The organism is Bradyrhizobium daqingense (assembly GCF_021044685.1).
GTDB lineage: Bacteria > Pseudomonadota > Alphaproteobacteria > Rhizobiales > Xanthobacteraceae > Bradyrhizobium > Bradyrhizobium daqingense.
The window spans coordinates 5,697,241-5,720,302 of record NZ_CP088014.1; the positions used below are offsets into that span (position 1 = coordinate 5,697,241).

Consider the following 23,062-nt stretch of genomic DNA (forward strand, 5'->3'; position numbering starts at 1 on the left):
TCATGAGCGATTTGGACCCGGACAATGTCACGCAGTTTGCAAAGAACCAGGACAAAGGAACCGCAAAGGACATGAAGGAACAGGTTGGAAATGTCGGCGCCGAGATGAAGCAGCGCGCTGGAGACGCCTTCCGCGCCTCGGCCGATCTTGCACGAGACAAGTTCGGTGAAGCCGCAGATGCAGCAAAGGGCCTCGCGGACGGCACCGTCGACCAGATCCAGAGCCAAGCGCGCGATCACCAGCGATCGGGCGCCGATTTCGTTGAGCGTCTCGCAAACAACATCCGGGAGGCCGGCCGGGCCTTCGAGAACGACGTGCCGTTCGCCGCACGCAGCATCGATTCCGCCGCGGACTATGTCGAGGATGCCGCGCAAAAAATTCGGGACGGAAGCTTCCGGAATATTCTCGAAGGCGCAACCGATTTCGCCAAGCGTCAGCCCGCGGCCTTTCTCGGCCTGTCGGTGCTGGCTGGGTTTGCCGCCGTGCGTTTCCTGAAAGCGTCCGGCGGAGAGTCCTCGTCCCAAGGGCAGCGCGACCCAAGTTCATCATCGGGAAGCGGTCAAAAGGCTGGTGGGACCTCGTTTTCGACGGGAGAACAACCCTGGTCTCAGACTGCCGGAAGCCGCAACCCGCAGACACAACAGGGCTCAACCACTCAGAGCAGCACCGTACCATGAGCATCGAGCGCGATATCAAAACCAGCAAAAGCGAGTTCAGGGAGATCTCGACCCTGGTCGGCGATGCCATGTCGCAGTTCGCCAAGCTCTTCCAGAACGAGGTCGACCTGGCGAAGGCGGAGCTTGGGGAGAAGCTTCAGAAGATCGGTGGCGCGCTCGGCCTGATCATCGGTGGCGCCGTGATGGTGATTCCGGCAATCGTCATGGTTCTGTTCGCCCTCTCCGCCGCATTGATCTCAGCAGGATGGTCGCAGCCGCTGTCATATCTGACCTCGGCAGTCATCGCGGCGGTCATTGCCGCGGCGCTAGTCGCTGTAGGCATCAACCGGTTTGATATGCGTCAGCTGGCCCCCCGTGAAACGATCGGCCAGCTTGAGAAGGACAAGGACACCGTGAAGGGAATGGTGCGATGAGCAGCAAAAGAACCAGCTTTATCGACAACCTTGTGACGGCGGCCCGGGACAATCCGCTTGCCGCCGCACTGATCGGAGGCGGAGCGCTGTGGCTGTTGACCGGTGATCAGCGGCTAAAAACCGTGGCGCGTTCGGCGGCCGAGGCCGTCGCACCCGTTGCCGACATCGGGACGAGTGGTTTCAGGTCCGCAGCATCTGCCGTCAAACAGACCGTCGCGCCTCCAACCGCACCCGCCATGGACGAGGACGGCTCGCTGGGCGTCGGAGAGACCCTGCGTGGCGCGAGTGCCGCCGCTTCCGACGCGGTCTCTCAGGCAGCTGACAGCGTCAAGGATCGGTTCGACGAGGGCGTCGCTTTTGCGCAGGAGCAGTTTAGCAAGCTTGGTAACAAGGATGCGATGAACAGCGCGAAATCGTCGCTCGCAGACATGCTGGAAAGGCAACCGCTTGTGCTGGGTGTCGTGGGCATGGCCATCGGCGCAGCCGTCGCAGGCGCATTTCGACCCTCCGAGATCGAGAACCAGTATATCGGCGAAGTCAGTGACGACGTGAAGGCCGATTTGGGCCGGCGCGCCGGTGCGGTCTCGCAGGCCCTGCGTGAAGCGTCGGACACGGTCGTTGCAGAAGTCAGCGACGCCGGCGCCGAAGTCGTGGACCGGGTCAAGCAAGCCGGCATAGACGCGGCGTCAGCTGCCCGGGCGAAGGCGAAGTCTCCTCAATGAAATGAGAAAAAGGGGGCGCGTTGGTCACGCGCCCTCCCACGCTTAAACGTGATCCCACGGCATCGCTTCAAGCAAGTTGCTGCCAGGAATTCTCTGCGTAGCTAGGGAGTCGTTCGCGAAAAGAGTTGATCGCGAAAATAGCGGCAACGCGAAAAGACGTCCGCACGGTCAGCTGGCTTCGCGCTCGGTTGCTGAAGGCCACGGCGGCAAAGGCGGCAACCCCAGAGCCTTGCGCACGGGGCGGTGAATCAGACGTAGCCAGCCGCTGGTTCAAGGTCTCAGGTTGGCCCGAAGGAGAAGCGGCCCGGCTTCTCTACTGACTGGATTGGTGCTATTTTCGGACTGCCGAGGCAGCCGTAAGCGCTTCGGCACCCCGTGGGACGATGGTCCTTGCATCAATTTTGACTGGTTTAACGCCAGCAGATCTCAAGGGCACTCAATGCGCATCAGTGCCCGCAATCAAATCAATGGGACCGTGGTCGAGCTCACCAAGGGCGCGACCACGTCACATGTCCGTGTCGATATCGGCAACGGTACGATCATGACTTCCTCGATCACCAATGAGGCGGTGGACGACCTCCGCATCAAAAAGGGCGCTAAGGTCACGGTCGTGGTCAAAGCCTCAGACGTCATGATTGCGGTTGATTGACGATGAAGACGTGGGTTTTCATTGCGTTGCTGCTGCTTGGTGCAAAGCCCGCAATGGCCGCTGAAGAACCGAGCGGCTGCGACAAGTTCAAGTGGCCGATCGAGCGCGACCGCGCCGCCCTTACCTCACCCGATCGCGCCAGTTTGTCATCAGGAAGCGAACAAGCCGTTATGCTATCCACGGCATTCACGCTGACCCTGGTCGCTCCGTCGGAAGCCAAACTGCCGTCGCCCCCGGAACGTGTGCCAAAGGACGGGACCTTTGCGGGGTTTACCTCGATCAAAGCGGCGACCGCCGGTGCGTATACGATCAGCCTATCCGGCGGCGCGTGGGTCGATGTCGTGCAAGGCGGGCATTTCATCAAGCCTGTTGCTTTCAGCGGCGCAACGGATTGCGACGGCATCCGGAAGACCATGAAGTTCGAGTTGTCTGCCGAGCCGTTAGTGCTCCAGGTTAGCGGTGCCAGGGAAAAAGCGCTCTCGATTGTTATCCTGCCTGCGCAATAGGTCTGGCAAGCCGCCATGTCGCCTCTTGGCCCATCGCGACAAGCTCAGCCCGTGCGTCGATGTCGGCAATGAACGCAAACCGGACCCGGCGTTCGCCGGGCCAGATCGCCGCGATTGACCCGAAGCTGCGCTTGGCACTCCCTTAGAACGACCGCGCAAGGTGAGCGCGAGGTCGGCCAAGCGATTACTGCCGGCCTTGTTTCGAAGGGCCAGTTTGGCCGCCAGAACCAGTCGTCTGCTCACTCCCCGGCTGGCCCGGGGGATGCACAGAGGCGCCCGGCTTGTCTTGGTCGGCAACGTATCCGGACGCGCCTGAATTGCGTGTCTTGGCCCCTTTATCTGCGTCGCGCTGCATCTGCTCGTTGGGCTCGCTCGTCTTGAGCCCTTTGTCTACGTCAGTGCGCATCTCGTCCTTGGTTTGCTCACTAGGCGCGGCTTGCTGTTGTGCCCTTGCTTGGAAAGCGATTGCGCTTGCGGCAACTACCATCATCGCGAGAGTTACGGTTCGCACGCTTCTTCTCCAATGCGCTGCCCTATCCTGCTCAACGCGCCACTTTTCCCAACGTTCGTGGTCTCGATCGCTATTTTCAAAAAGGCTCCGATCAGACAGGGATTGGCTCCGAACAAGCCCTGACCTAGCGATTGAAACGTCCGCTTTTGGCCTATCACAAGTTGTGCCGCGTCTGATGGGAGCCCGCTCGTCGCAGCGAACCGGACCAGATTTGCTTAACCTGAGTTCTTCGCATTTTGACCAATAGTCGACTACGAAGAAGGGGGCGCAGAGCAGCGGACAACGCCTTTCATGTGCTCTGCACAATCCGGAAAGGAGTCCCTGCCCGGCCCTAAGGTTTCGAAAGCAATCCCCGCAACTCGCGCAACCTCCGCGCGGTAGACGCGCAAACGCAGGCAATGCTAACCGCCAACGGAAGAACTTTCGGACTGAAGAAGCGGCAATGACTCGAAACGAATACGTTAGGCACAGCAAGGAACACGCGCTCTCGCTACTGAAGGCTGGTCGGGCCCATGAGGCGGTGGCCTGGATGATGACAAATATGAGGGTGAGCCCAAGCTTTCGAATTCCCCGCGAAATCCACGCCATAGGAATCTGCGCCGCTGCCGCCAACGATGCGGCCGGAGTACGCGCTTACATCGAGGGCTTCGTCTGATAGCCCGTTCAGCGACCGATTCGCGATGCCGGGCCACAGAATCGCGTTCAGCACGCCTTGGCGCGAGCCCGCTCGCGTGCCACGCGGCGGCGCTGGAGACGCTGGCTTCGACCGGAGCGCCTGGCGGCAAGATGCGAGGATGCCTGTTTGGTGGCCGGAGGCTCTGCCGGAGCCTCGTCACTCTCCCTCCGCATCTCGACAGGCCTTGCTTCCATGAACTCCAGCACGACACGGCCCTTCTCCGTGATCCGCCATCCGCCATTCAGACGCTCGACTAGTCCTTGGGAGAAGATGTCGAGCTCCGGCACGCGAGCGGCGAGGCGCTTGGTCCGGTCCGCCCAGTCACGCCCGCCCGCTCGTCGCGAGAATCGCCATATCGCATTGAGATCGGCCATGACGGCGAACCCGTCGAGATAGCTCACCAGGATCTTGAGCACGGTGACCTGGAAGTTCACCTCAGCCTTCCTCGACCTATCGCCACATTGTCGGAGCGTCGTGGAGGGCCGCGCGTCCGACCTGCTTCAGGCTCTCGGGAGAGGTGTGGCCGTCGGTAGCCGCCTCCAGAATCCTCGAGGCGACATGGTGCGCGCCGCGGTCTCATGGCGCGAGACGTCTTCGCAGACCTCATCGAATACGGCGCGCAGGAGCGCCGTCGTGGCCGGATCGAACATGGGAACCCCCAACGCAAGAAGATTTAGATTACTGCGGAAACGCTGTGCGACGAATTCAAGAAAGTTAACGCGGTCACATCAAGCGAAGGCCGTCGAGCTTCCGCGGCGCAACATGAACTGACCCCAACCCACACACCTTGCTGTTGTGGTCAAAGCTCGATCCTCTCGAGCGAAGCTGCTCCGGCCCCGAGCATCCAATGCCGCCCGCCGCCGGGGCGAGCGAAACCATTGCCATTTTTTCCCGTTGTGGTCGGGGCGCTCGAACACAGTGAAAGGATCCTCGATGAAGAAGATTGCAATGTCGGCGCTGATGGTTGGCGCCCTAGGTCTCGCCTCGGTGGCCACCACGTCCCCTGCGGAAGCTCACTGGCGGGGCGGATGGGGACCAGGGATCGCCGGCGGCCTGCTTGCGGGTGCCGTGATCGGCGGCCTCGCCTCCTCGGCATATGGCTGGGGACCGGGCTATGGCCACTACGGCGGCCCCCGCTACTATGGGGCCGGCTACTATGGCGGTCCCTACGCCTACGACTACGGATACGACGAGCCCTATCGCTGGGGCGGCGGCTACACCACGACCTACTACACGGCGCCGGTCTCCTACGGTTACCGCTATCGCCGCGTCGTCCGCCCGGCCTATGCCTACTATCGCGGGTCTTATCCGGTCGTCCGCCATCACTGGCATCGGCACCACCGCCACTGGTGAGAGTGGCCGCACGTGAAAGCGACGAAGGCCGCACCCCGAGGGAGCGGCCTTTTCCTTTGAACCCCGGTCGCGCTTCGGCTCACCACCATCTGCCGGCAAATGGATCAGTCCGCTCGAAGGCGAGACGCCGGTCCGGTGTCCGCTTCTGCAGCTTTGCCGACCGCTTCGGATGCGTCACCACCGCCGCCGCGCGAGCCGGCGCTTCCTTCCGGGCCTCGCCGGAAGGTGCTGCAGGCACGGCGGCCTTGGCTTCTCGCACTTCTCGCAGCGACTCTCCGGGGATCGGATCGGCCTGCGCGATCATCGGCGCTTCGGCCCGCTGGCTGGTGTCGAAGACGATCTTCTCCGGGAGACTCCTCGCCGATTTTATGCGGATGATGGTCCTGTCGGGGCCGGCCACGGCGACGGCTTCGACGGGAGCGGGCATGTACCGATCCGCAACGAAGAGCAGCGCCAGCAAGAACCCGCCGACGAAGACGAAATAACGAATGATCGGCATGGACGGCCGCTCGCAAATGGGAAATCAAGGTACGGCGGGGGCCGGATGGGTGGCGGGCCGCTGCGATCAGCGACCCGCCGGAAGCTCAGTCGATCTCCTGGACGACCGTGCGGGTCGACGGATCGACCAGCATCACGCGCTCGCCCGAGTAGACATAGCGGTACTTGGTGAGCGAAGGACCCCCATCGGCGGGCACCGCCTCGAGCTCGACTTCGCGCGGCACGGGCTGGCCGACGACGATCTTCTGCTGCACCGGACGAACCTTGTGCTCGGTCACATAGGTGCGGATCTTGGTTCGGTATTCCGGCTCGATCTGCACGGCGGCCGCGTGACCTGTGCCGGTGGTGGTGACGACCGTCGACTGCGCCACCGCACCCGTGGAGATGAGCGCGGCCATGGCCGTGGTCAGTAGAAGCTTGTTCATCTTATTCTCCTCGCAGTCAGATGGCGGCATGCGAGAACCCGCGAATGATGGCAAGGTTCCGGAAAAACAGCAGCGTCATTGCCGATTTTTCCCGAGATCGTGGGCCGGCCCGAGCGCCGTGCGAAGCTTGCCTCGCCAAGAATGAGCCGAACAAACTCCCATGCATCGACGTTATCAGTTCCGGAATCGGATACACGGTAGCGAGGACGACGAGTGGCGAGGAGGAAAGCGCGCAAGAAGCCGGTCGAGAATAAAGATCAGGATAGCTTCTTGCAGCGCCTTGGTCCCGGCCTAATCACGGGCGCTTCCGACGACGATCCATCCGGAATCGGCACCTACAGCCAGGCGGGTGCCCAGCTCGGATTCGGCATCGGCTGGACCATGCTAATCACCTATCCGCTGATGGCCGCGATCCAGGAGATCTCTGGTCGCATCGGACGCGTCACTGGGCACGGCATCGCCGGAAACGTCTGCCGGAATTTCCCCGCGCCCGTCATCTGGTCCATGATCGTGCTGCTCTTCGTAGCCAACACGATCAACGTGGCTGCCGACCTTGGGGCAATGGGCGATGCCCTGAAGCTCTTGATCGGGGGACCGGGCACCCTTTATGTCGTTCTCTTCGGCGCGGTGTCAGTCATCGCGCAGATCTTCTTCAAGTACGAGCGTTATGTGGCGATCCTGAAATGGCTGACGCTCGTTCTGCTCGCTTATGTCGTCGCCCTTTTTCTCGCAAAGGTGCCTTGGGGCGAGGCCCTGAAGGGGCTTCTCGTCCCGACGGTTGATTGGAATGGTCCATTCCTGACGACTTTAGTCGCGATCCTCGGGACGACGATCTCCCCCTATCTGTTCATCTGGCAGTCCTCGCAAGAAGCGGAGGAGCAACGGATCGATCCCGACAAGAAGCCGCTCAAGCGAGAGCCCGAGAACGAGGACCAGGAAGTCAAGCGGATCCGGATCGACACGCTCGTCGGCATGGCAGTGTCGAACGTCATCGCGATCGCGATCATCATGACGACGGCGGCAACGTTGCACGCCTCCGGCAAGACCGACATCGAATCGTCAGCCCAGGCCGCTGAAGCCTTACGCCCCGTCGCGGGAGCTCTGGCAGAGCTGATCTTCGCGCTCGGCATCATCGGGACAGGCCTTCTTGCGATTCCGGTGCTGGCCGGCTCGACCGCCTATGCTATTGGAGAAGGACGCAAATGGCCGGTCGGCCTGTCGCGAAAGCCGAAGGAAGCCGTCGCGTTCTATGGTGTACTCGCGCTTTCGGTCGCGCTCGGCGTGGGGCTCAACTTCACAGCGCTCGACCCGATCAAAGCGCTCTATTGGAGCGCGGTCATCAACGGTATACTGGCCGCTCCGATCATGACCGTCATGATGCTGCTGGTACGGCGGCAGTCGGTCATGGGCGATCTGGTGATTTCGGGGCCAGTCTATTGCCTGGGCTGGGTCGCGACCGCAGCGATGTTCATGTGCATCATCGGCATGGCTTGTTCGATGATGTGGTCATAATCGCGCAAGGAGACGACCGCAAAGCCTACCCCGTCAAAAAGGTCTGTCGATGTCGGCTTCTGCTCCGATCAATAGTCCTGCTGAGCGACGCCAACGACGGCTCCTGATCTTGTTGGCTACGGGATTCGTTGCCTTTGGTGCTGCAGCGGCCGGCCTTTTCTACATCCTGCAGCCCGAGACCCTTCGGATCACCGTCGGCCCTTCAGGCAGTGAAGACGATCAGGTTGTTCAGGCGATGGCCGAGGCCTTCGAGCAGGAAAGCAGGACGGTCAGGATCTTGCCGATCACCACCGCAGGAGCAGCAGAATCCCTCGCGCTCATGGGCACCGGCAAGACCGACTTGGCTGTCGGCCGCAGCGACCTTGCGATGCCGGCCGACGCGCAGACGCTCGCCGTCCTGCGCAAGAATTACGTCGTGTTATGGTCGCCTTTCGGAAGAGCTGGCAAGGATGCCAAGAAGAAGGCCGCCGCGAAGATCGGTGAGATCGCCGATCTTGCGGGACACAAGCTTGGTATAATTGGAAAGACCGGCGCCAACGTCGCGCTCCTGCGAACAATTCTTGAGGGCTCAGGAGTGCCGCCCGATAAGGTTGCCACGGCTCAATTCGGGACTGACGAGATCGAAAAGCTGGCGCAGGACACCACGCTGGATGCGTACCTCGCCGTCGGTCCCCTCGACAGTAAAATCACGAGTGCTGCCATTGCCGCAACGTCCCGATCGCGCGGTGCACCGAAGTTTCTTCCGGTCGAAGCATCAGAGGCGATAGCCCTGCGTCATCCCCGCTATGAAGCCGAGGAAATCCCAGGCAGCGTCTTCAACGCCAACCCGGCCTGGCCGGAGGACAAGATCGACACTATTAGCGTCAACCATCTCATTCTGGCCAGAAAGGAACTATCGGAAGCCAAAGCGGCGGCATTCTACCGGCAGCTTTTCGCTGTACGCGATACGATCACCCAACGCGTCGCCGGAGCCGGGCGCATCGCAAAGCCGGATACAGAAAAGGAGGCGGAGCCCTCGGTGCACAGGGGAGCTGCGGCGGTCATTAACGGGACCGAGCGGACGTTTTTGGACAAGTATAGCGATTACTTCTGGTTCGCTCTGCTTCTGCTTTCCGGGATCGGATCGGCGGCCGCTTGGCTGCGCCGTTATTTAAACAGGGACGAACGAGACGACAACACCGGCTATCGCAACCGCATCCTCGCCGTGGTCACCGAGGTCCGCGATGCCGGATCCGAACAGGACCTACTGAGATCGCAACGGGAGGTTGACGCGATCATCGCGGAAACCCTCAAGTGCTACGACGAGGGATCCATCGAACAGGAGGACATGACCGCCTTCGGGCTCGTCCTTGAGCTGTTTGATCATGCGGTCGCGGAAAGGCGGGCGACGCTGCAGGGCGGCCCCGTCGAGGCAAGGGGCTCGGGACCAACGATAGCCTCTCGGCGATAGTCTCACCCGGCAGGTCACATTTCATCGCTTCTGCAACACCGTCGAAAGCGACGAGCGGTCGTTCAGGATCGAGAAGACTTCCCGCGAGGACAGATGCGCGGCGGCCTCCTCGAACGTCTCGCTCACATCAGCCTTGGCACGGCCGACCGCCAGGTTGACGTCAACCGTATCGGGCCGGGCGACGCGAGGGGGCGGCAACTGAGCGATGTGAAAGGCCAGCAGCTCCGAGTCTTCGCGTAGCGCCACCAGAGCGGGTTTGATGCCGACCTCCGCCGCTGCGCTCAATTCGTTCGCCCGTTCGAGCACCGGAGGCGGCTCTCGGTCTTCAGGGGTGGAAAATAGTTCGCCGGAAGCGGGCTTGGCCGTCAGCGCACCGATTGGCACGGCGAACAGCAACCCAACGATGACCGGCGACATCCAGAGCAGAAGCGGCAGCGAGACGGCGTAGGCGCTTGCCGCCATCGCAACGCCGCACAAGGTCGGGACGCCGTATTTCCGATACAGCTCGCGGCGCTCCACCGTGCCGTCATCGCGTCTTTGCGTCTGCCATCCTGCATCGCGGCCGGCCAGAATCTCGGCGACTGCGATCGACTGGAAGATCATCATCACGGGCGCCATCAATGCGGAGATTACGATCTCTGCGAGAACTCCCGCCGAGGTCCGCAACGCGCCGCCAAATTGGCGTCTCACCGAGCCTAGCATCCAAACGAGGACCAGACTGAGCAGCTTCGGCAACAGCAGCAGTCCCATCGTGGCGACGAACACCCAAATGGCGAGCACTGGATCCTGGGCCGGCCAGGAGGGAAAGAGCGAGAAACCCTTGGGAAAATACTCCGGACGCACGAAGCGGGCCTGCAGCGAGATCAGCATTCCCAGCAGCAGGAACAGCAGCCACAGCGGCGCGGTCAGATAAGCCCCAATGCCCACCATGAAATGCAGACGGGACACCCAATGAAGACCCCGAGCGGGTACCACCGCGAGATGTTGAAGATTGCCTTGGCACCAGCGTCGGTCGCGCGCCGCGAAATCGAGCAGCGATGGTGGCACCTCCTCATAGCTTCCGCCGAGCATCGGAAGCATGTAGATGCCCCACCCGGCCCGTCGCATCAGCGCGGCCTCGACGAAATCATGGCTGAGGATGTGTCCGCCGAACGGTTTGCGTCCCCGAAGCTCCGGCAGCGCCGCCGCTTCGGCGAATGCCCTCACCCGGATGATCGCATTGTGACCCCAGTAGTTGCCTTCGGAGCCGTGCCACCAGGCCACGCCGGCGGCGATCATCGGCCCGTACAGCCGGCCCGCGAATTGTTGTACTCGGCTGAACAAGCTTCGCGCGTTGACCACCATGGGTAGCGTCTGGACGAGGCCGGCGGTGGAATTGGTCTCGATCGAATGGACCAATTGGACGATGGTGTGTCCGCTCATGAGGCTGTCGGCGTCGAGCACGATCATGAAGTCGTAGACGGCGCCGAACCGCGTGATCCACTCGGAAATGTTGCCGGCTTTGCGCGCCGTGTTGTCGGCGCGGTGACGATAGTACAGCCGTGGCGTCCCGACAGCCTGTCGCAATGCGAGAAGCGCTTTCTCCTCGGCGACCCAGATGTCTGGATCGGTGCTGTCGCTCAGAACAAACCAGTCGAACAGCTCTCCATGGTTCGTCGCTTCCAAGGACTCGATGATCGCCCGTAGCCGGGCCGTCAATCGGTGTGGGTCCTCGTTGTAGGTTGGAAGCAGCATGGCGGTGCGGCTCGCGATCGCAGGCAGCTCCGCATCTACCGCGACCGGATGTGTCAGCAATACGAAGAACCCGGCGAGTGCAGAGGCGAACGAGAAAGCCACCCAGGCGAGCAGAACGAGAAACAGCACCAGCACCATGGCTTCGAGGACGGTGACGCCGCCGACTTCCAAGACGCGATACATCTCATAGCCGCCGGCCCCCGTGAGAGCCGCCGTCGCGAGCAGAATGAGGCCACGTCGCCAAGCCATCGCGGGGGCCACCGCTGTAGGAACGCGGTCCGGGACCCGACTCTTTGCGAGGTCGCCGGGAGCCATCGGAAGCGGCGTCTCGCGAGGCAAGAGGCGCTGCGTCGCGATATCGCCGGCGACCGGCCGGGACGCCGTAGTCAGGGGGCCCATCGGTAGACCCAGACTTCCGACAAGGGCTTGTCACCCGCGGTCAGAAGCGCCCGCAGCTCGATCGGCTCCCCCTTCACCTGGCACTGGAAGCTCAGCCGCCAGCCGCCGGTGTAGGGATTGGGCTGCGTGACGATGTTCTTCACTTCGGACTTCTCCGCCGTCACGACGCCTTTGACGCCGGCAGGATCGATGCCCTTCAGGCTCTCACCGACCAGATCGAGGACGAAGAGGCGGGCGTCCTCGCCCCTCGCCCCTATTCCGCTTCGCGTGAAGCGGGCCAGTGAATGCGGTTTCGGGCTATCCGGTCCCCAGTGCAGCCGATAGGTGTAGTTGTGTTCGCCCTTGGCCTGCAGCGGGTTCTTCGGCCGCCAGAACGCAGCGATGTTGTCGTGGACCTCTTCCTTGGTCGGGATCTCGAATAGCGTGACGCCGCCCTCGCCCCAATCCCCGATCGGCTCCATCCAGAGACTTGGGCGTTTTTCGAAGCTGGACTCGATGTCCTGGTAGGCGAAGAAGTTTCGCTCCCGCTGCATCAAGCCGAAGCCGCGCGGATTGAGATCCTGAAAGGTGCTGACCTGGAGATCGCGGGGGTTGCTGAGTGGCCGCCAGAGGCTTTCACCCTTCCCATTGAAGATCGCAAGGCCATCGGAATCGTGGACTGCCGGACGGAAATCGTCGATGTCGTTGCGGTCGTTCGGACCGTAGAAGAACATGCTGGTCATGGGCGCGAGACCTGCACGCGTCATTTCGACCCGCGGGTAGACCGACATTTCGACATCGAAGACCGTCGTGTCCCCCGGGCGCACGGTGAAGCGGTAACTCGCTGCGCAGCTTTTGCCGTCGAGCAAGGCATGGATCACCATCGAAGTCGCACCCGGCGCAGGCCGTTCAAGCCAGAAGGCCTTGAACAACGGAAATTCCTCCCCCTTGGCCTCGCCGGTATCGATCGAAAGTCCCCGCGCCGAGAGTCCGTACGTCTGCCCCTTGGCCACGGCGCGAAAGTAGCTTGCGCCCAGGAAGGCGCAGACCTCGTCGTAATAGTCGGGACGGTTCATGGCCGCATGGATGCGGAAACCAGCGAATCCGAGATCGGCGTCCTCAAAAGCCGGCACCTTCTCGCCGAATGAAAAGTCCGCCTTGCCGTACTTGATCTCGGTGGCCTTTCCGTCCGCCACCTCGAAGATGTTCACCCTATTCTTGTAGAAGAAGCCGCGATGGAAGAACTGTGCCTCGAAAGGAAGGTTCTTGCCACGCCAGAGCGCACGCTCCGGCAAAAAGCGGATCGAACGGTACTGATCGTAGTCGAGGTCCTTAAACCCGCCCGGCAGCTTCTCGTCGGGCGCCTCGAACGGCTTCCCCGCCAACATACGGGCCAGGTCTCTCACGGTAGACGGACCGAACCCGTCATTCGAGGCAGCGGCGAAACTGCTGCGCGAAGCGAGCAGCAACGCCGGCAGCACCGCCGACCCTCGAACAAGCTGGCGTCGGTTCACGTGCTCTCCTCACTACTGCTGCCGCGGCCTAGCAACGACCGTCGCGCCCGCGAGTTCCACGGGCCTGTCATCGCTGGCAAAGGTGTGTGCAACGGCCGGCGTCAGGTTTTGCGGACTTCGCGAGGCAAAGACCCCGAGCTTAGAGCGCCCGAAAGAAAAAGCCGCCCTTGCGGCGGCTAGTTTTCAACCTTCCTTGTCGTATTTATTGCTTGAGAGCGTCAGCGGCGTCCCGCGCGGCGTCCTTCACGTCTCCCGCAGCGTTGTGTGCGGATCCCTTGGCCTTATCCATCTTGCCTTCGGCTTCCAGGTCCTTGTCTCCGGTAAGCTTACCCGCACCCTCTTTGATTGCGCCTTTTGCCTTGTCGGCAGCGCCCTTCACATGTTCACGGTCCATGATCGTCATCCATTCTTGTCCGGACGACGAGCACAACGAAACCGTTGCGCAGTCGTTCCTGCCGCTCGCGCACCGCTCTTGCGCACCAAGACCTACCTGTAGCGATGGGCGAGGATACGGATTGCCTTCTTTCCTGCTGATTTCTGGGTGAGCAGTCACAAGTTTTCATCAATTTGCCGGAATGTTTGTGCTGATGGGTGTCCCACATGCAGCCTTGCATGCTGGGCGCTAGTGCTCGGTAATCTCGGCCGCCTACCTCAATGCGTTGTTGATCAGGTTAGCTAGCCTTGCTGCCGCCAAAGCAGCTTGGCTATGAGCGATATTTCGGGCGTTGGTCTCATAGTCGCGCGTCAGGAGAACCGGGTTCCTTCCAAGGCTAACCGGTGCCGCATACGCGTATTGCTTGGCCAGTTCAGCGCTCTCATCGATCCATTTTTGCGGATCCGCGACCTTAGCCGCAACCTCGTTCACGGCTAGGCTTGCAAGTCCATCTCTTGCGTCTGCGTCAAACACGGCTCCGGCCGGCGACACGTAACCTCCGAAGACACTGTCCCAATAGGCATGGAGCGCAACGAGCTCTCCGGTTGCCCGAATTACCTGTTCGGCATTGCCCCCAGCGTCGCCGTCCGGAATCTGTCGCGTGTACCGGCCGCTGCCATGGAGCGGCTGATGCGCATCGCCAACGAGATGCAGGATCCAGACAAGATCATACGAGCGGACGTCATCCGACGCGCCTGAACTTGCCGGAAGGGCTGCAATCATCAGGTTAAGTTGGGTGACGAGATCGACGGCATCCGGAGGCGGGAGCGGCGTTCCGTCCGGTGTCCAATTCAAATCCTTGTAGTGCCAAAAAGCGTGCTGGTTCTTGTCTGAATAACCGATGTTTTGGCCGGCTGTCGGACTATCGACCTTGTCACGCGTATAGTTATATTCCTTGGTCTTGATGTCGTCCGCCCACGTCGCCGCATGGATGAAGGCGTGGAGCTTGGCGGTCTTGGAGTCTGCGATGCCGGCTGTCCATTTTTGATAGTCTGGATTCAGCCGTAGCAGGACGTCGACCTTGTCTTTGATTGGCGCATCGAGCTTTTTATAAGCCACGTAGGCAATCTGCATGTGGCCAGCGTCCCACCAGGCAGAGGCAGGACCCATGAGGCTCCCCAGAGTCAAGGCGACGCAAGCAAGAATGCTAAAGGGGAAGCGCGGGGTCATGAATACTCCAACGGAATGACTTGCTCCGAAGTCTAGGATCGTGCCCGGGCTAATTTATATGAAGCGCCTCACAATTGTAGATAGCAAGCAAAGATGACAGGGAGACAATCTGCTTCAAGCACTGCGCATATTTCGTTTGCGGGTCGGCTCCTCTTTCGATCTCGGCCGCGAGGAGTACCTATGGGAATTCCTCGACACCAAGGACGCCGCGTTCTCGACCGCGATCATCGACGCCATGTTCACCAATGAGGGTCGACCACTATGGATTTAGCCCGCAAGTCTCCGATTGGCAGCATCCATGCGCGCCCGGTTGATCATGGTTCGTCGGCGTCGACCTCGGGCAGAGCACCGACCCGACCGCAATCAGCGTCATGAACCATCGGGTGACGCCGATGGAGGGATGGGAGATAATCGAAAAGACGCGAACCCGCCGTCAGAAGCGAACCACGCGCTTCGACGTGCGACACCTGGAGCGCCTACCGCTGGGCATGTCTTACCCGCAGCAGATCCAGCGCGTGACTGACCTGCTCGCCCGCCCGCCGCTCGACGGGCTCAAGCCCAAGCTGGTGATCGACGAAAACGGAGTCGGTCGACCCGTTGGTGACATGTTCGACGCCGCCGGCCTGTACCCGAACAGGATCACCATCACCGCCGGTCTTGAGGCGACCCAGCACGGCGCCAAGACATGGCACGTGCCCAAGGGCTTACTGATCTCGAACCTCGAAGCGCACTCACACAGCGGTGAACTGCGCATCGCTGCCGCCGCCAACGATGCCGCGGCCCTCAAGGAAGAATTGAAGGACTTCAAACGAAAGATTTCTGAGGCCGGCCGCACAACATATGCGGCACGCGTCGGCGCTCATGACAACTTGGTGCTGTCGGTCGCCATTACGCTATGGATGGCGACGCAGGCGCACGAGATCCTGCGCAGCGAATTGCGAGTCTAGAGTCCAAATTTCGAACGGACGTAGTCGACGACGAGTGTCACAAAACCCATTCTCTTGATCCAAGCCCAAGCCAAAGGACGAAGTGACGCCGAGACCTGTAGCCAATAAATTTGTCTGGCTTTCCTGACACCGATACGGGCTACATTCTTCGCAAACATCTCCTCGTAGTCACCGAGCTGTGCTTGAGCAGAGCTTTCAGGTGCGAGGAGTGCGACCGCGAATCTTGCCAACCTCGGCGGAGACGACGAACGCTCAGCCGCAATTTGCTCTGAAGCTTTTTCCAGCTTTTCTTCGGCTGCTTGTATAGTGGCGCCGAGCTTTACGTACTCCTCCCGAGCCGACTCTATTTCTCTTTGAATAAAGAGCGTGTCGAGGGCCACCTTAGTGATTTTCATTTCGTAGGCTGTCACCAATCCCAGATTGTCGAATTTGCCGCGAAAATCTGGGAGATGGATAGTTTTGTCGTCGTCCCCGTCCTTGTCAGTCACGCCATGGCTCCTGCCAGTTTGGTCCCTGCGCGCAGCCGGTCCAGCGCGGAGAGTGAAGCATTGAGGGCCATTTGCCCCTTACCGGTGATTTCGAAGAACATCTTCGCTCGGCCGCCGCGTTCTGCAGTTGCCTGACCTTGTTTGCTTTGGACGAACCCTTTCTTTTCGAGGGTTTCGAGAGTTGCGTAGATCGTCGCCATCGGAACTGCTTTGTTCAGACGCTTTTCGAGTTCCTCGTAGATGGAGACGCCATACGCGTCGGGCTGCTTACGCAAGATTGCGAGCATTACGACTTGCTCCGTCTGCTTGAGGGTGGTGTCCATGATTGAGCCTTCATGCTTTCTGATGTGGCTGGTTTCCTCTTACCCGATCCCCGCGGGCTATCTTCCAATATATAGAAGAAATAGCCCGCGTCAATCTTCCAAACCCTGGAAGATATTGTAGGCGGCGGACAGGGCCTAAGAAGTTTGAAGGGGAGTCGCGCTTCAGGACAATGCGGCTTGCCAATCCAGATCGGTGTAACCAGCCGCATTAAGTTCTTGGAGTAGCCTCCCCTTCCACCCACCGTGCGGGTCCATAGGGGTGTACACGACACCTGCAAAGTCCGAGGGCATCTCAATGTCGCCTTTTACCAACGCGCAGACCCTGTCGCGTCCTAGTTTGCCGGCGAACCAAAACATCTCCCCGATAACGTTCTGTCGTGCTCTTGGACTGAGCTGCGGCTCCGCCGGCGGTAATACAGCAAGACCCCCGACATCGTCTGGCGTCGCTATGACCACGGCGAACCCGGCCGCAGTACCGTGTTTTTCAAACTTCTCGATGATCGTTTTACCGTTATTTGGCTGCTCGTGAAGGATGACAGGTTTCAAGCCCGCCCTCTGAATCACCCGAGCTACCGTCTCCTTTGCTGCTTCGTCTCGGCCATGGACGATGAAGACATCGTCGCTAATGACGATCGTCTGAGCCGAAGGCGTAGGCACTGGTTCGGAAACGTCATGGGAAGAAAATTCCAGGTGTTCTCTGAGGGCGTCGACTTCGCCTTGAAGGATCGCGATCGCGCGCTGACGACCTCTTTGGATCCCCTCGCGAATTTCAAAAATGGTAGTCGTATCGCCTTCGCCGAAATTAATTGCGTACGAAGTAAGATCCAGGTTTGTTGCTGCCCCTAGTCGCGCGTACTGCTCGCTGTTTTCGCCGTAAAGGCTAGCCAGTGTCGAGCGGATCCTCTGCTCCAGAACAGTGACAGCCTGCTCGTCGCCTCTTTCCAACGACTCGACCTGCAGCTCTTGGAGTTCTCTGATTCGCGATTCAAGGCGAAGCATTGCGGAGCGCTGCTCGGCCACACTCAGAATTTTGGGCTGACTGACAGAACTGGACGAGCTTTTCCGAGCCATACTACACCTGCACGTTGATCCTGACCGGTATCTGACAGTTCACGTGCATTCGGCAATATTTACGCGCGACTACCCCACATGAATTCTCATGACGAGTGGTTACCCCGGCCGTTACCTTTGGGAAAATCCGGATGCCCTGAAATCCGGCTAAGTGTTGGTCGGAGCGAGAGGATTTGAACCTCCGACCCCTAGTCTCCCAGACTAGTGCGCTAACCGGGCTGCGCCACGCTCCGAACGCCGTTCCATTAGCTAGGATCGCCGCGATGCGCAAGGCGAGGCCGCAGCATTTTGGTGTATCCGCCCAAAGCGGGCCGGAACTGTCCGCCCAGCCGGCGGAAAGCCGCCCCTACCCTTCCTTCAGCGCCTGCTCCAGCATCTCCCGGCAGGCCACGAGGTCGGCGAGTGCCCGTCCCAGCCGCTCCCGGTCAAGTGCGCTGGGGCCGGCGGGTGCGGCGGGGGCGCCGCCCTTGCGGAAGGTGGTGAGGATCTCCTCGTCGTCGATCTCGGCGAAGCGGAAGTCGATGCCTTCCTCCTCGTCACCCTGATAGTCGTCATCGTCGGTGTCGGTGACGCCCTTGATGGGCGCCTCGTCCTCGGGCTCCATCAGGCTCGCGCCGATGGCGTCCTCGATGGCGCCGAAGGAGACCGCGGCCGCGCTGTCGGCGAGGCCCTGCACCGATTTGACGCCGTGCTCTTTCAGGATCCGCTGCACGCCGCGGATGGTGTAGCCCTCGCCGTACAGGAGGCGGCGGATACCCTTGAGCAGGTCGACGTCGTCGGGGCGATAGTAGCGGCGGCCGCCGCTACGCTTCATCGGCTTGATCTGGGCGAAGCGGGTCTCCCAGAACCGCAGCACGTGCTGCGGAATGTCGAGCTCCTGCGCTACTTCGCTGATGGTTCGGAACGCATCCGGCGCCTTGTCCAAATGCCAGTCCTTTCCGAAAGGCGGTTACGCCTCGGGTTGAGCCTTGCTGGCATCGCCATTGGTGCGGTGCTGGGAATTGATGCGCTGCTTCAGGATCGCCGACGGCTTGAATACCATGACGCGGCGCGGGGAGATCGGCACCTCGGTGCCGGTCTTCGGGTTGCGGCCGATGCGCTGGCCCTTCTTGCGCACCATGAAGGAACCGAACGAGGACAATTTCACCGTCTCGCCCTTCTCCAGGCAGTCGGTGATCTCCTTCAGCACGAGTTCCACGAAGGCGGACGATTCCGTGCGCGACAAGCCCACCTTCTGGTAGACGGCTTCACAGAGATCAACACGCGTTACGGTTTTGCTTTGATCGGTCATCGCCCTGCCCCACATCACGGCGAACAATTGTTGTCTGAAATTAGGAGGTTACGATACGGCGGTCAACACCGCTCATCAATACAGACGTATCGATAATCGGTGTCGATTCCGGCAAAATTTTATGGACTGTTGCTACCAGCGCACGAGCGCGGAGCCCCAGGTGAAGCCGCCGCCCATGGCTTCCAGCAGCACCAGGTCGCCTTTCTTGATGCGCCCGTCCTTGCGCGCGACCGAGAGCGCCAACGGAATGGACGCGGCCGACGTGTTGCCGTGACGGTCCACCGTCAGCACCACCTTCTCGGGCGCGATGTGGAGCTTGTGGGCGGAGGCGTCGATGATTCGCTTGTTGGCTTGATGCGGCACGAACCAGTCGATGCTGTCGGCATTCAGCCCCGTCGCCTGGAAGGCATCGACGATCACGTCGGTGATCATGCCGACCGCATGCTTGAAGACCTCGCGGCCTTCCATGCGCAGATGACCGACGGTCTGGGTCGAAGACGGCCCGCCGTCGACGAACAGCTTGGCCTTGTGGCGGCCGTCGGAGCGCAAGTGAGTGGTGACGATGCCGCGGTCGGTCGCCGCATTGCCCAGCTGCTCCTGCGCCTCGAGCACCACCGCGCCGGCGCCGTCGCCGAACAGCACGCACGTGCCGCGGTCGTTCCAGTCGAGGATGCGCGAGAAGGTCTCCGCGCCGATCACCAGCGCGCGCTTGTAGGCGCCGGTGCGCAGGAAATTGTCGGCGGTGGCGAGCGCGAACACGAAGCCCGAGCACACGGCCTGGAGGTCGAAGGCCGCGCCATGGTTGATGCCGAGCCCGTGCTGCACGGCGACCGCCGTTGCAGGGAACGTGTTGTCCGGCGTCGAGGTCGCCAGCACGATCAGCTCGATCGATTGCGCATCCACGCCGGCGTCGGTCAGCGCGGCCTGCGCCGCCTTGATCGCGAGGTGCGAGGTGAACTCGCCTTCGGCCGCGACATGCCGCTCGCGGATGCCGGTACGCTGCACGATCCACTCGTCGGAGGTGTCGATCCGCGCCGCCAATTGGGCGTTGGTCACCACCTGCTCCGGCAGATAAGAGCCGCAGCCGAGTACGACCGAACGAATTTTCGTCACGAAACAGCCTCCTGCGCGGCTTGCACCGAACTGAGTGCACCACCCTCGCGGTTGAGCATCTGATTGATCTTGTTCAGGAGATCGTAGTGAGCCATCTCATAGCCAACATCGATCGCATAGGCAAAGCCTTCGGCGTTGGTTCCGCCGTGGCTCTTGACCACAACCCCATTCAGTCCCAGCAGCACGCCGCCGTTGGACTTGTTGGGGTCCATCTTGTCGCGCAGGGCCTGGAAGGCGCTGCGGGCGAAGAGATAGCCGAGCTTGGACAGCCAGCTCCGCTGCATCTCGTTCCGAAGTAATTCCGCCATCTGCCGTGCGGTTCCTTCGGCAGCCTTCAGCGCGATGTTGCCGCTGAAGCCCTCGGTGACGATGACGTCGGCCAGCCCCTTGCCGATTCCGTCGCCCTCGACGAAGCCGATATAGTCGAGCTCCGGCAGGTTCCGCGCACGCAGGATCTCGCTGGCCTCGCGGATCTCCTCATGGCCCTTGATCTCCTCGGCCCCGATATTGAGGAGCCCGACCGTGGGCCGCGTCTTGTTGAACAGCACGCTCGCCTTGGCCGCGCCCATGACTGCCATCGAGACCAGGTGGTGGGCATCGCCCCCGAGCGTGGCGCCGAGGTCGAGCACCACGGATTCGCCGCGCCGGGTCGGCCAGATCGCGGAGATGGCCGGGCGGTCGATGCCCGGCAGCGTGCGCAAATGGAAGCGGGCCATCGCCATCAGGGCGCCGGTATTGCCGGCCGAGATCGCGACATCCGCCTCGCCTTTCTTCACCGCATCGATCGCAAGCCACATCGAGGAGGTTTTGCGGCCGCGCCGCAGAGCCTGGCTCGGCTTGTCCTCCATGCTGACGGCGACGTCGGTATGGATGATCCGGGAAACCGCTTTCAGCTTCGGGTGCTTGTCGAGCTCGGGCTCGATCCTGGCGCGGTCGCCGACCAGCAGGAACTCGCTGTCGCGATGCCGGCCAAGCGAGATGGCCGCGCCGGGGATGACCACGGCGGGACCGACGTCGCCCCCCATGGCGTCCAGCGCGATGCGAACCTTGCTTGGCATGAAAGTCCTGGAAACCTGGTCTGATGCGGTCTTGATCAGCGGGGCCGCACAATGGGCTCGCCACGGATATGGCGAGCGGCCAAGCGCCACGCCGCACCCGGGCCGGGGCGCGACAATAGCGTTTTGTACCCCCGAAACAACCTCTTGCCCCCAGCCTTTTGCATTCCGAGCGATCCGGGAACGGACCGATTAATTGGCGGAAAACACATTTCAATCAAGCGGCTATAGCCGTCCTTCAAACCATCACGGCAGACGGCTCATGTCCCGCCCCAAGCGACCCGGCCGGATATGCCCGGCTATTTGCCCTTTTTCCGTTCTTGAAGCGCCTTCAGCGCTGCGAACGGATGGTCCTCCGGATCAGGGGCGGCGACCTCCGCCTCGAACACGGCCCCCTCCTTGCGAGGATAGGGATCAATCGCCAGGAACAGCGCATCGGTGGCGAGGCGGCCGAGGTCGACGATGCCATTGACGATCGCCTCCGGAGGATCGGCGACCTCCGGCGGCTCTTCGTCGTCCTGCCCTTCCTCGATCAGGTCGGCGAGCCGGCGCGCCTCGGCTTCGGGGGCGAACATCAGGTCCACCTCCTCCTCGATCTCGCTCTCGATCGGATCGAGCGTGACGACGCAGGTCTGGCCGACACGTCCGCGAACCAATCCCGTGACCTGGACCCGACCGCCGCTCTTTGGCACGACATCGAAGCTGGCATGGACGGACAGGATCTCGCGCAGCCCCGCGAGCTCGGCCATGGCCTGCCGCTCGGCCGCTGAGGCCTCGAGCTCGCGATGCAGGCCGGTCTCGGGGACCTGCGCCACGATGATTGGCGCCCGCCAGGGATCGGGCTCTGATCCGGTCGTCGGTCGGCTCATGGCGTGACATCCTGTGCAAGTGCCGGGGGAAACTTGAAGGACGCGCGAATTAGCGCGGCCTCGTCGGCCCGGCCGAGATCGGCTTCCGTGGCTCGGGCGTAGGCCGCAAGCCTCTGCGCCTGATCCATGCCGGTCCCGTTCAAGATATTCTTGCAGATCGCTGCCGCCAGGGCCTCGCCGCCCCCGTCGATGGCCTGGTCGTACGCCTGGGCGCGGCCATAGAAGGCTTCGCCAAAGGCCCGCATCCGCTTCGGCACGGTCTGGTCGCCCACCCCCATCTCGCGCAGATTGTCGTCCATGTCCTCGCAGAAGCGGTCGAACAGCGCCTGGGACAGCTCGGGGGCGCCCTGAACCGTGCGCAGGCGGCGTAGCAGCAGCCAGAGGTGCAGCAGCAACAGGTCGAAACGCCCGTTAACCGTATCCGGCACCCCCAAGTCCCGGTAAAATATGGGTTCTCGCGCCTGCGTCACGATCATGCCATAGATGGCCTCGATGGTGCCCGGGGCTAGCCGGGGTTTCCTGAAGTGATTGAACGGCCAAAGCATTGTGGTTTCCGCAAGCGGGCGCGCGCGAGTTGCATTCAGAGCCTCCGCCCGGTACTTCAGCGCCTCGCGCGACGCAAGGGGACGGAATCAGTTCCGCAATGACCATAACGAACCAGACCAGCCTGCGCGCTGAGAAGCGGCGCGGCCTTCATGCACGCTGGCGCGGCTTGCGCATGCTCGCGGCCGCGACCCTGGTGGGCGCTGCGCTCGCGGGCTGCACCGGCGAGCAATTCCAGAAGGGCTACATCCTGCCGCCCGGCGCGCTGGAGCAGATTCCGATCGGCGCGAGCCAGGATCAGGTGCTGATCGTGATGGGCACGCCCTCCACCGTCGCAACTCTTGACGGCGAGGTATTCTACTACATCTCGCAGCGCTCGGAGCGCCCGGTCGCCTTCATGAACCAGAAGGTGGTCGATCAGCGCGTCATCGCGATCTATTTCGACAAGAACCGGCGCGTGCGCCGGCTGGCGAATTACGGCCTGCAGGACGGCAAGATCTTCGACTTCATCAGCCGCACCACGGCGACGTCGGGCCAGGAGATGAGCTACCTCGCGCCGCTGTTCAAGCTGCTGAGCTTCAACTGAGTCGCTAGCGCTTTCGCGCGAAGCGGATGCCGCTTCGCCCGAACAAAACATGTCAAGATCAGCTCTAGAGTCGTTGTAATTCCACCGGAAGGTAAATGGCGCGAGCCTGCGGCGTCCTGCCGCTGCCCGCGCAGCACTTGCCGCCATGCGCGACT

At 61.7% G+C, this 23,062-nt stretch carries 27 protein-coding genes, 1 tRNA gene and 1 pseudogene; 11 read left to right on the plus strand and 18 right to left on the minus strand.

Annotated elements, in window-relative coordinates; genetic code table 11:
- The first annotated feature begins 2 nt into the window (after positions 1 to 2).
- From LPJ38_RS27030 to LPJ38_RS27050, 5 genes are all read left to right on the plus strand, one after another.
- Entirely contained in the window at positions 3 to 677 is a 675-nt protein-coding gene (locus LPJ38_RS27030) for a hypothetical protein (RefSeq protein WP_145630043.1), read from the plus strand.
- The gene (locus tag LPJ38_RS27035; protein WP_145630042.1) at positions 674 to 1,090 is read left to right on the plus strand and encodes a phage holin family protein; all 417 of its coding nucleotides are present in this window, start codon (positions 674 to 676) and stop codon (positions 1,088 to 1,090) included. Before LPJ38_RS27030 ends, LPJ38_RS27035 begins: the two co-directional genes overlap by 4 nt.
- Entirely contained in the window at positions 1,087 to 1,812 is a 726-nt protein-coding gene (locus tag LPJ38_RS27040) for a hypothetical protein (protein ID WP_145630041.1), read from the plus strand. Before LPJ38_RS27035 ends, LPJ38_RS27040 begins: the two co-directional genes overlap by 4 nt.
- 439 nt (positions 1,813 to 2,251) lie before the next feature.
- Positions 2,252 to 2,461: a TOBE domain-containing protein gene (locus tag LPJ38_RS27045; RefSeq protein ID WP_145630040.1), complete on the plus strand. Its 210-nt coding sequence runs from the start codon at positions 2,252 to 2,254 to the stop codon at positions 2,459 to 2,461.
- 2 nt (positions 2,462 to 2,463) lie between these two features.
- Complete coding sequence (locus tag LPJ38_RS27050) at positions 2,464 to 2,967, plus strand: hypothetical protein (RefSeq protein WP_145630174.1); 504 nt, start codon at positions 2,464 to 2,466, stop codon at positions 2,965 to 2,967.
- A 1,213-nt stretch (positions 2,968 to 4,180) separates the two neighbouring features.
- On the opposite strand, the gene LPJ38_RS27055 is transcribed toward LPJ38_RS27050, so the two are convergent.
- Both LPJ38_RS27055 and LPJ38_RS27060 read right to left on the minus strand, forming a co-directional pair.
- Positions 4,181 to 4,588, minus strand: coding sequence for a hypothetical protein (locus LPJ38_RS27055; RefSeq protein WP_145630039.1), 408 nt, complete (start codon positions 4,586 to 4,588; stop codon positions 4,181 to 4,183).
- Positions 4,589 to 4,604: 16 nt separating this feature from the next.
- Positions 4,605 to 4,804 (minus strand): annotated as a pseudogene (locus tag LPJ38_RS27060) (hypothetical protein).
- A gap of 283 nt (positions 4,805 to 5,087) precedes the next feature.
- Between LPJ38_RS27060 and LPJ38_RS27065 the strand changes: the two are divergent.
- Positions 5,088 to 5,507 (plus strand): hypothetical protein, encoded by a 420-nt coding sequence (locus tag LPJ38_RS27065; RefSeq protein ID WP_231088415.1) that lies wholly within the window; start codon positions 5,088 to 5,090, stop codon positions 5,505 to 5,507.
- 79 nt (positions 5,508 to 5,586) lie between these two features.
- On the opposite strand, the gene LPJ38_RS27070 is transcribed toward LPJ38_RS27065, so the two are convergent.
- Both LPJ38_RS27070 and LPJ38_RS27075 read right to left on the minus strand, forming a co-directional pair.
- Complete coding sequence (locus LPJ38_RS27070; RefSeq protein ID WP_208750495.1) at positions 5,587 to 6,006, minus strand: hypothetical protein; 420 nt, start codon at positions 6,004 to 6,006, stop codon at positions 5,587 to 5,589.
- 85 nt (positions 6,007 to 6,091) lie between these two features.
- The gene (locus LPJ38_RS27075) at positions 6,092 to 6,430 is read right to left on the minus strand and encodes a DUF1236 domain-containing protein (RefSeq protein WP_145630038.1); all 339 of its coding nucleotides are present in this window, start codon (positions 6,428 to 6,430) and stop codon (positions 6,092 to 6,094) included.
- 213 nt (positions 6,431 to 6,643) lie between these two features.
- Here LPJ38_RS27075 and LPJ38_RS27080 point away from each other — a divergent pair, with 213 nt between their 5' ends.
- Positions 6,644 to 7,942 carry an Nramp family divalent metal transporter gene (locus tag LPJ38_RS27080; RefSeq protein ID WP_145630037.1) on the plus strand — a complete coding sequence of 433 codons (1,299 nt, stop codon included), beginning with the start codon at positions 6,644 to 6,646 and terminating at the stop codon, positions 7,940 to 7,942.
- A gap of 49 nt (positions 7,943 to 7,991) precedes the next feature.
- Positions 7,992 to 9,392: a TAXI family TRAP transporter solute-binding subunit gene (locus LPJ38_RS27085; protein ID WP_145630036.1), complete on the plus strand. Its 1,401-nt coding sequence runs from the start codon at positions 7,992 to 7,994 to the stop codon at positions 9,390 to 9,392.
- Between the two features lie 21 nt (positions 9,393 to 9,413).
- On the opposite strand, the gene mdoH is transcribed toward LPJ38_RS27085, so the two are convergent.
- The 4 genes from mdoH to LPJ38_RS27105 form a co-directional block, all read right to left on the minus strand.
- Positions 9,414 to 11,525, minus strand: coding sequence for a glucans biosynthesis glucosyltransferase MdoH (gene mdoH, locus LPJ38_RS27090; RefSeq protein ID WP_145630035.1), 2,112 nt, complete (start codon positions 11,523 to 11,525; stop codon positions 9,414 to 9,416).
- A complete protein-coding gene (locus LPJ38_RS27095; protein WP_145630034.1) occupies positions 11,513 to 13,018 on the minus strand; it encodes a glucan biosynthesis protein G in 1,506 nt (501 codons plus the stop codon). Before LPJ38_RS27095 ends, mdoH begins: the two co-directional genes overlap by 13 nt.
- A gap of 202 nt (positions 13,019 to 13,220) precedes the next feature.
- The gene (locus LPJ38_RS27100) at positions 13,221 to 13,412 is read right to left on the minus strand and encodes a CsbD family protein (protein ID WP_145630172.1); all 192 of its coding nucleotides are present in this window, start codon (positions 13,410 to 13,412) and stop codon (positions 13,221 to 13,223) included.
- A 252-nt stretch (positions 13,413 to 13,664) separates the two neighbouring features.
- On the minus strand, positions 13,665 to 14,621 hold the full coding sequence (locus LPJ38_RS27105; RefSeq protein WP_231088416.1) for a S1/P1 nuclease: 957 nt from the start codon (positions 14,619 to 14,621) through the stop codon (positions 13,665 to 13,667).
- 136 nt (positions 14,622 to 14,757) lie between these two features.
- Between LPJ38_RS27105 and LPJ38_RS38020 the strand changes: the two genes are divergently transcribed.
- Together LPJ38_RS38020 and LPJ38_RS27110 are read left to right on the plus strand one after the other, a co-directional pair.
- Positions 14,758 to 14,892 carry a hypothetical protein gene (locus tag LPJ38_RS38020; protein ID WP_283811457.1) on the plus strand — a complete coding sequence of 45 codons (135 nt, stop codon included), beginning with the start codon at positions 14,758 to 14,760 and terminating at the stop codon, positions 14,890 to 14,892.
- A 100-nt stretch (positions 14,893 to 14,992) separates the two neighbouring features.
- On the plus strand, positions 14,993 to 15,568 hold the full coding sequence (locus tag LPJ38_RS27110) for a hypothetical protein (protein ID WP_208750494.1): 576 nt from the start codon (positions 14,993 to 14,995) through the stop codon (positions 15,566 to 15,568).
- Here LPJ38_RS27110 and LPJ38_RS27115 read toward each other — a convergent pair.
- The 10 genes from LPJ38_RS27115 to LPJ38_RS27160 all read right to left on the minus strand — a co-directional run bounded on the left by LPJ38_RS27115 (position 15,565) and on the right by LPJ38_RS27160 (position 22,323).
- On the minus strand, positions 15,565 to 16,056 hold the full coding sequence (locus LPJ38_RS27115) for a permease prefix domain 2-containing transporter (RefSeq protein WP_145630033.1): 492 nt from the start codon (positions 16,054 to 16,056) through the stop codon (positions 15,565 to 15,567). The genes LPJ38_RS27110 and LPJ38_RS27115 overlap by 4 nt on opposite strands.
- Positions 16,053 to 16,379, minus strand: a complete 327-nt coding sequence (locus LPJ38_RS27120; RefSeq protein WP_145630032.1) for a PadR family transcriptional regulator — start codon at positions 16,377 to 16,379, stop codon at positions 16,053 to 16,055. The genes LPJ38_RS27115 and LPJ38_RS27120 overlap by 4 nt, the downstream gene beginning before the upstream one ends.
- A 162-nt stretch (positions 16,380 to 16,541) precedes the next feature.
- Positions 16,542 to 17,399 carry a TIR domain-containing protein gene (locus LPJ38_RS27125; RefSeq protein ID WP_158644737.1) on the minus strand — a complete coding sequence of 286 codons (858 nt, stop codon included), beginning with the start codon at positions 17,397 to 17,399 and terminating at the stop codon, positions 16,542 to 16,544.
- A 206-nt stretch (positions 17,400 to 17,605) separates the two neighbouring features.
- A tRNA-Pro gene (locus tag LPJ38_RS27130) sits at positions 17,606 to 17,683 on the minus strand.
- Between the two features lie 113 nt (positions 17,684 to 17,796).
- Positions 17,797 to 18,375, minus strand: coding sequence for a MerR family transcriptional regulator (locus LPJ38_RS27135; RefSeq protein WP_145630030.1), 579 nt, complete (start codon positions 18,373 to 18,375; stop codon positions 17,797 to 17,799).
- A gap of 24 nt (positions 18,376 to 18,399) precedes the next feature.
- A complete protein-coding gene (locus tag LPJ38_RS27140) occupies positions 18,400 to 18,741 on the minus strand; it encodes an integration host factor subunit alpha (RefSeq protein WP_027548240.1) in 342 nt (113 codons plus the stop codon).
- 132 nt (positions 18,742 to 18,873) lie between these two features.
- The gene (locus tag LPJ38_RS27145) at positions 18,874 to 19,854 is read right to left on the minus strand and encodes a beta-ketoacyl-ACP synthase III (RefSeq protein ID WP_145630029.1); all 981 of its coding nucleotides are present in this window, start codon (positions 19,852 to 19,854) and stop codon (positions 18,874 to 18,876) included.
- The gene (gene plsX, locus LPJ38_RS27150; RefSeq protein WP_060736248.1) at positions 19,851 to 20,912 is read right to left on the minus strand and encodes a phosphate acyltransferase PlsX; all 1,062 of its coding nucleotides are present in this window, start codon (positions 20,910 to 20,912) and stop codon (positions 19,851 to 19,853) included. The genes LPJ38_RS27145 and plsX overlap by 4 nt, the downstream gene beginning before the upstream one ends.
- A gap of 296 nt (positions 20,913 to 21,208) precedes the next feature.
- Positions 21,209 to 21,778 (minus strand): YceD family protein, encoded by a 570-nt coding sequence (locus LPJ38_RS27155; RefSeq protein ID WP_145630028.1) that lies wholly within the window; start codon positions 21,776 to 21,778, stop codon positions 21,209 to 21,211.
- On the minus strand, positions 21,775 to 22,323 hold the full coding sequence (locus LPJ38_RS27160; protein ID WP_145630027.1) for a ubiquinol-cytochrome C chaperone family protein: 549 nt from the start codon (positions 22,321 to 22,323) through the stop codon (positions 21,775 to 21,777). Before LPJ38_RS27160 ends, LPJ38_RS27155 begins: the two co-directional genes overlap by 4 nt.
- 98 nt (positions 22,324 to 22,421) lie before the next feature.
- Here LPJ38_RS27160 and LPJ38_RS27165 point away from each other — a divergent pair, with 98 nt between their 5' ends.
- Entirely contained in the window at positions 22,422 to 22,907 is a 486-nt protein-coding gene (locus LPJ38_RS27165) for an outer membrane protein assembly factor BamE (RefSeq protein ID WP_167520310.1), read from the plus strand.
- The last annotated feature ends 155 nt before the right edge of the window (positions 22,908 to 23,062 follow it).

Bases quoted from the DNA above. Each gene is read 5' to 3' on its own strand.
- LPJ38_RS27160 (WP_145630027.1), bottom strand. From the start codon at position 22,323: ATGCTTTGGCCGTTCAATCACTTCAGGAAACCCCGGCTAGCCCCGGGC.
- LPJ38_RS27070 (WP_208750495.1), bottom strand. From the start codon at position 6,006: ATGCCGATCATTCGTTATTTCGTCTTCGTCGGCGGGTTCTTGCTGGCG.
- plsX (WP_060736248.1), bottom strand. From the start codon at position 20,912: ATGCCAAGCAAGGTTCGCATCGCGCTGGACGCCATGGGGGGCGACGTC.
- LPJ38_RS27140 (WP_027548240.1), bottom strand. From the start codon at position 18,741: ATGACCGATCAAAGCAAAACCGTAACGCGTGTTGATCTCTGTGAAGCC.
- LPJ38_RS27050 (WP_145630174.1), top strand. From the start codon at position 2,464: ATGAAGACGTGGGTTTTCATTGCGTTGCTGCTGCTTGGTGCAAAGCCC.
- LPJ38_RS27165 (WP_167520310.1), top strand. From the start codon at position 22,422: ATGACCATAACGAACCAGACCAGCCTGCGCGCTGAGAAGCGGCGCGGC.
- LPJ38_RS27155 (WP_145630028.1), bottom strand. From the start codon at position 21,778: ATGAGCCGACCGACGACCGGATCAGAGCCCGATCCCTGGCGGGCGCCA.
- LPJ38_RS27085 (WP_145630036.1), top strand. From the start codon at position 7,992: ATGTCGGCTTCTGCTCCGATCAATAGTCCTGCTGAGCGACGCCAACGA.
- LPJ38_RS27120 (WP_145630032.1), bottom strand. From the start codon at position 16,379: ATGGACACCACCCTCAAGCAGACGGAGCAAGTCGTAATGCTCGCAATC.
- LPJ38_RS27045 (WP_145630040.1), top strand. From the start codon at position 2,252: ATGCGCATCAGTGCCCGCAATCAAATCAATGGGACCGTGGTCGAGCTC.
- LPJ38_RS27030 (WP_145630043.1), top strand. From the start codon at position 3: ATGAGCGATTTGGACCCGGACAATGTCACGCAGTTTGCAAAGAACCAG.
- LPJ38_RS27040 (WP_145630041.1), top strand. From the start codon at position 1,087: ATGAGCAGCAAAAGAACCAGCTTTATCGACAACCTTGTGACGGCGGCC.
- LPJ38_RS27065 (WP_231088415.1), top strand. From the start codon at position 5,088: ATGAAGAAGATTGCAATGTCGGCGCTGATGGTTGGCGCCCTAGGTCTC.
- LPJ38_RS27105 (WP_231088416.1), bottom strand. From the start codon at position 14,621: ATGACCCCGCGCTTCCCCTTTAGCATTCTTGCTTGCGTCGCCTTGACT.
- mdoH (WP_145630035.1), bottom strand. From the start codon at position 11,525: ATGGGCCCCCTGACTACGGCGTCCCGGCCGGTCGCCGGCGATATCGCG.
- LPJ38_RS27100 (WP_145630172.1), bottom strand. From the start codon at position 13,412: ATGGACCGTGAACATGTGAAGGGCGCTGCCGACAAGGCAAAAGGCGCA.
- LPJ38_RS27110 (WP_208750494.1), top strand. From the start codon at position 14,993: ATGAACCATCGGGTGACGCCGATGGAGGGATGGGAGATAATCGAAAAG.
- LPJ38_RS27035 (WP_145630042.1), top strand. From the start codon at position 674: ATGAGCATCGAGCGCGATATCAAAACCAGCAAAAGCGAGTTCAGGGAG.
- LPJ38_RS27075 (WP_145630038.1), bottom strand. From the start codon at position 6,430: ATGAACAAGCTTCTACTGACCACGGCCATGGCCGCGCTCATCTCCACG.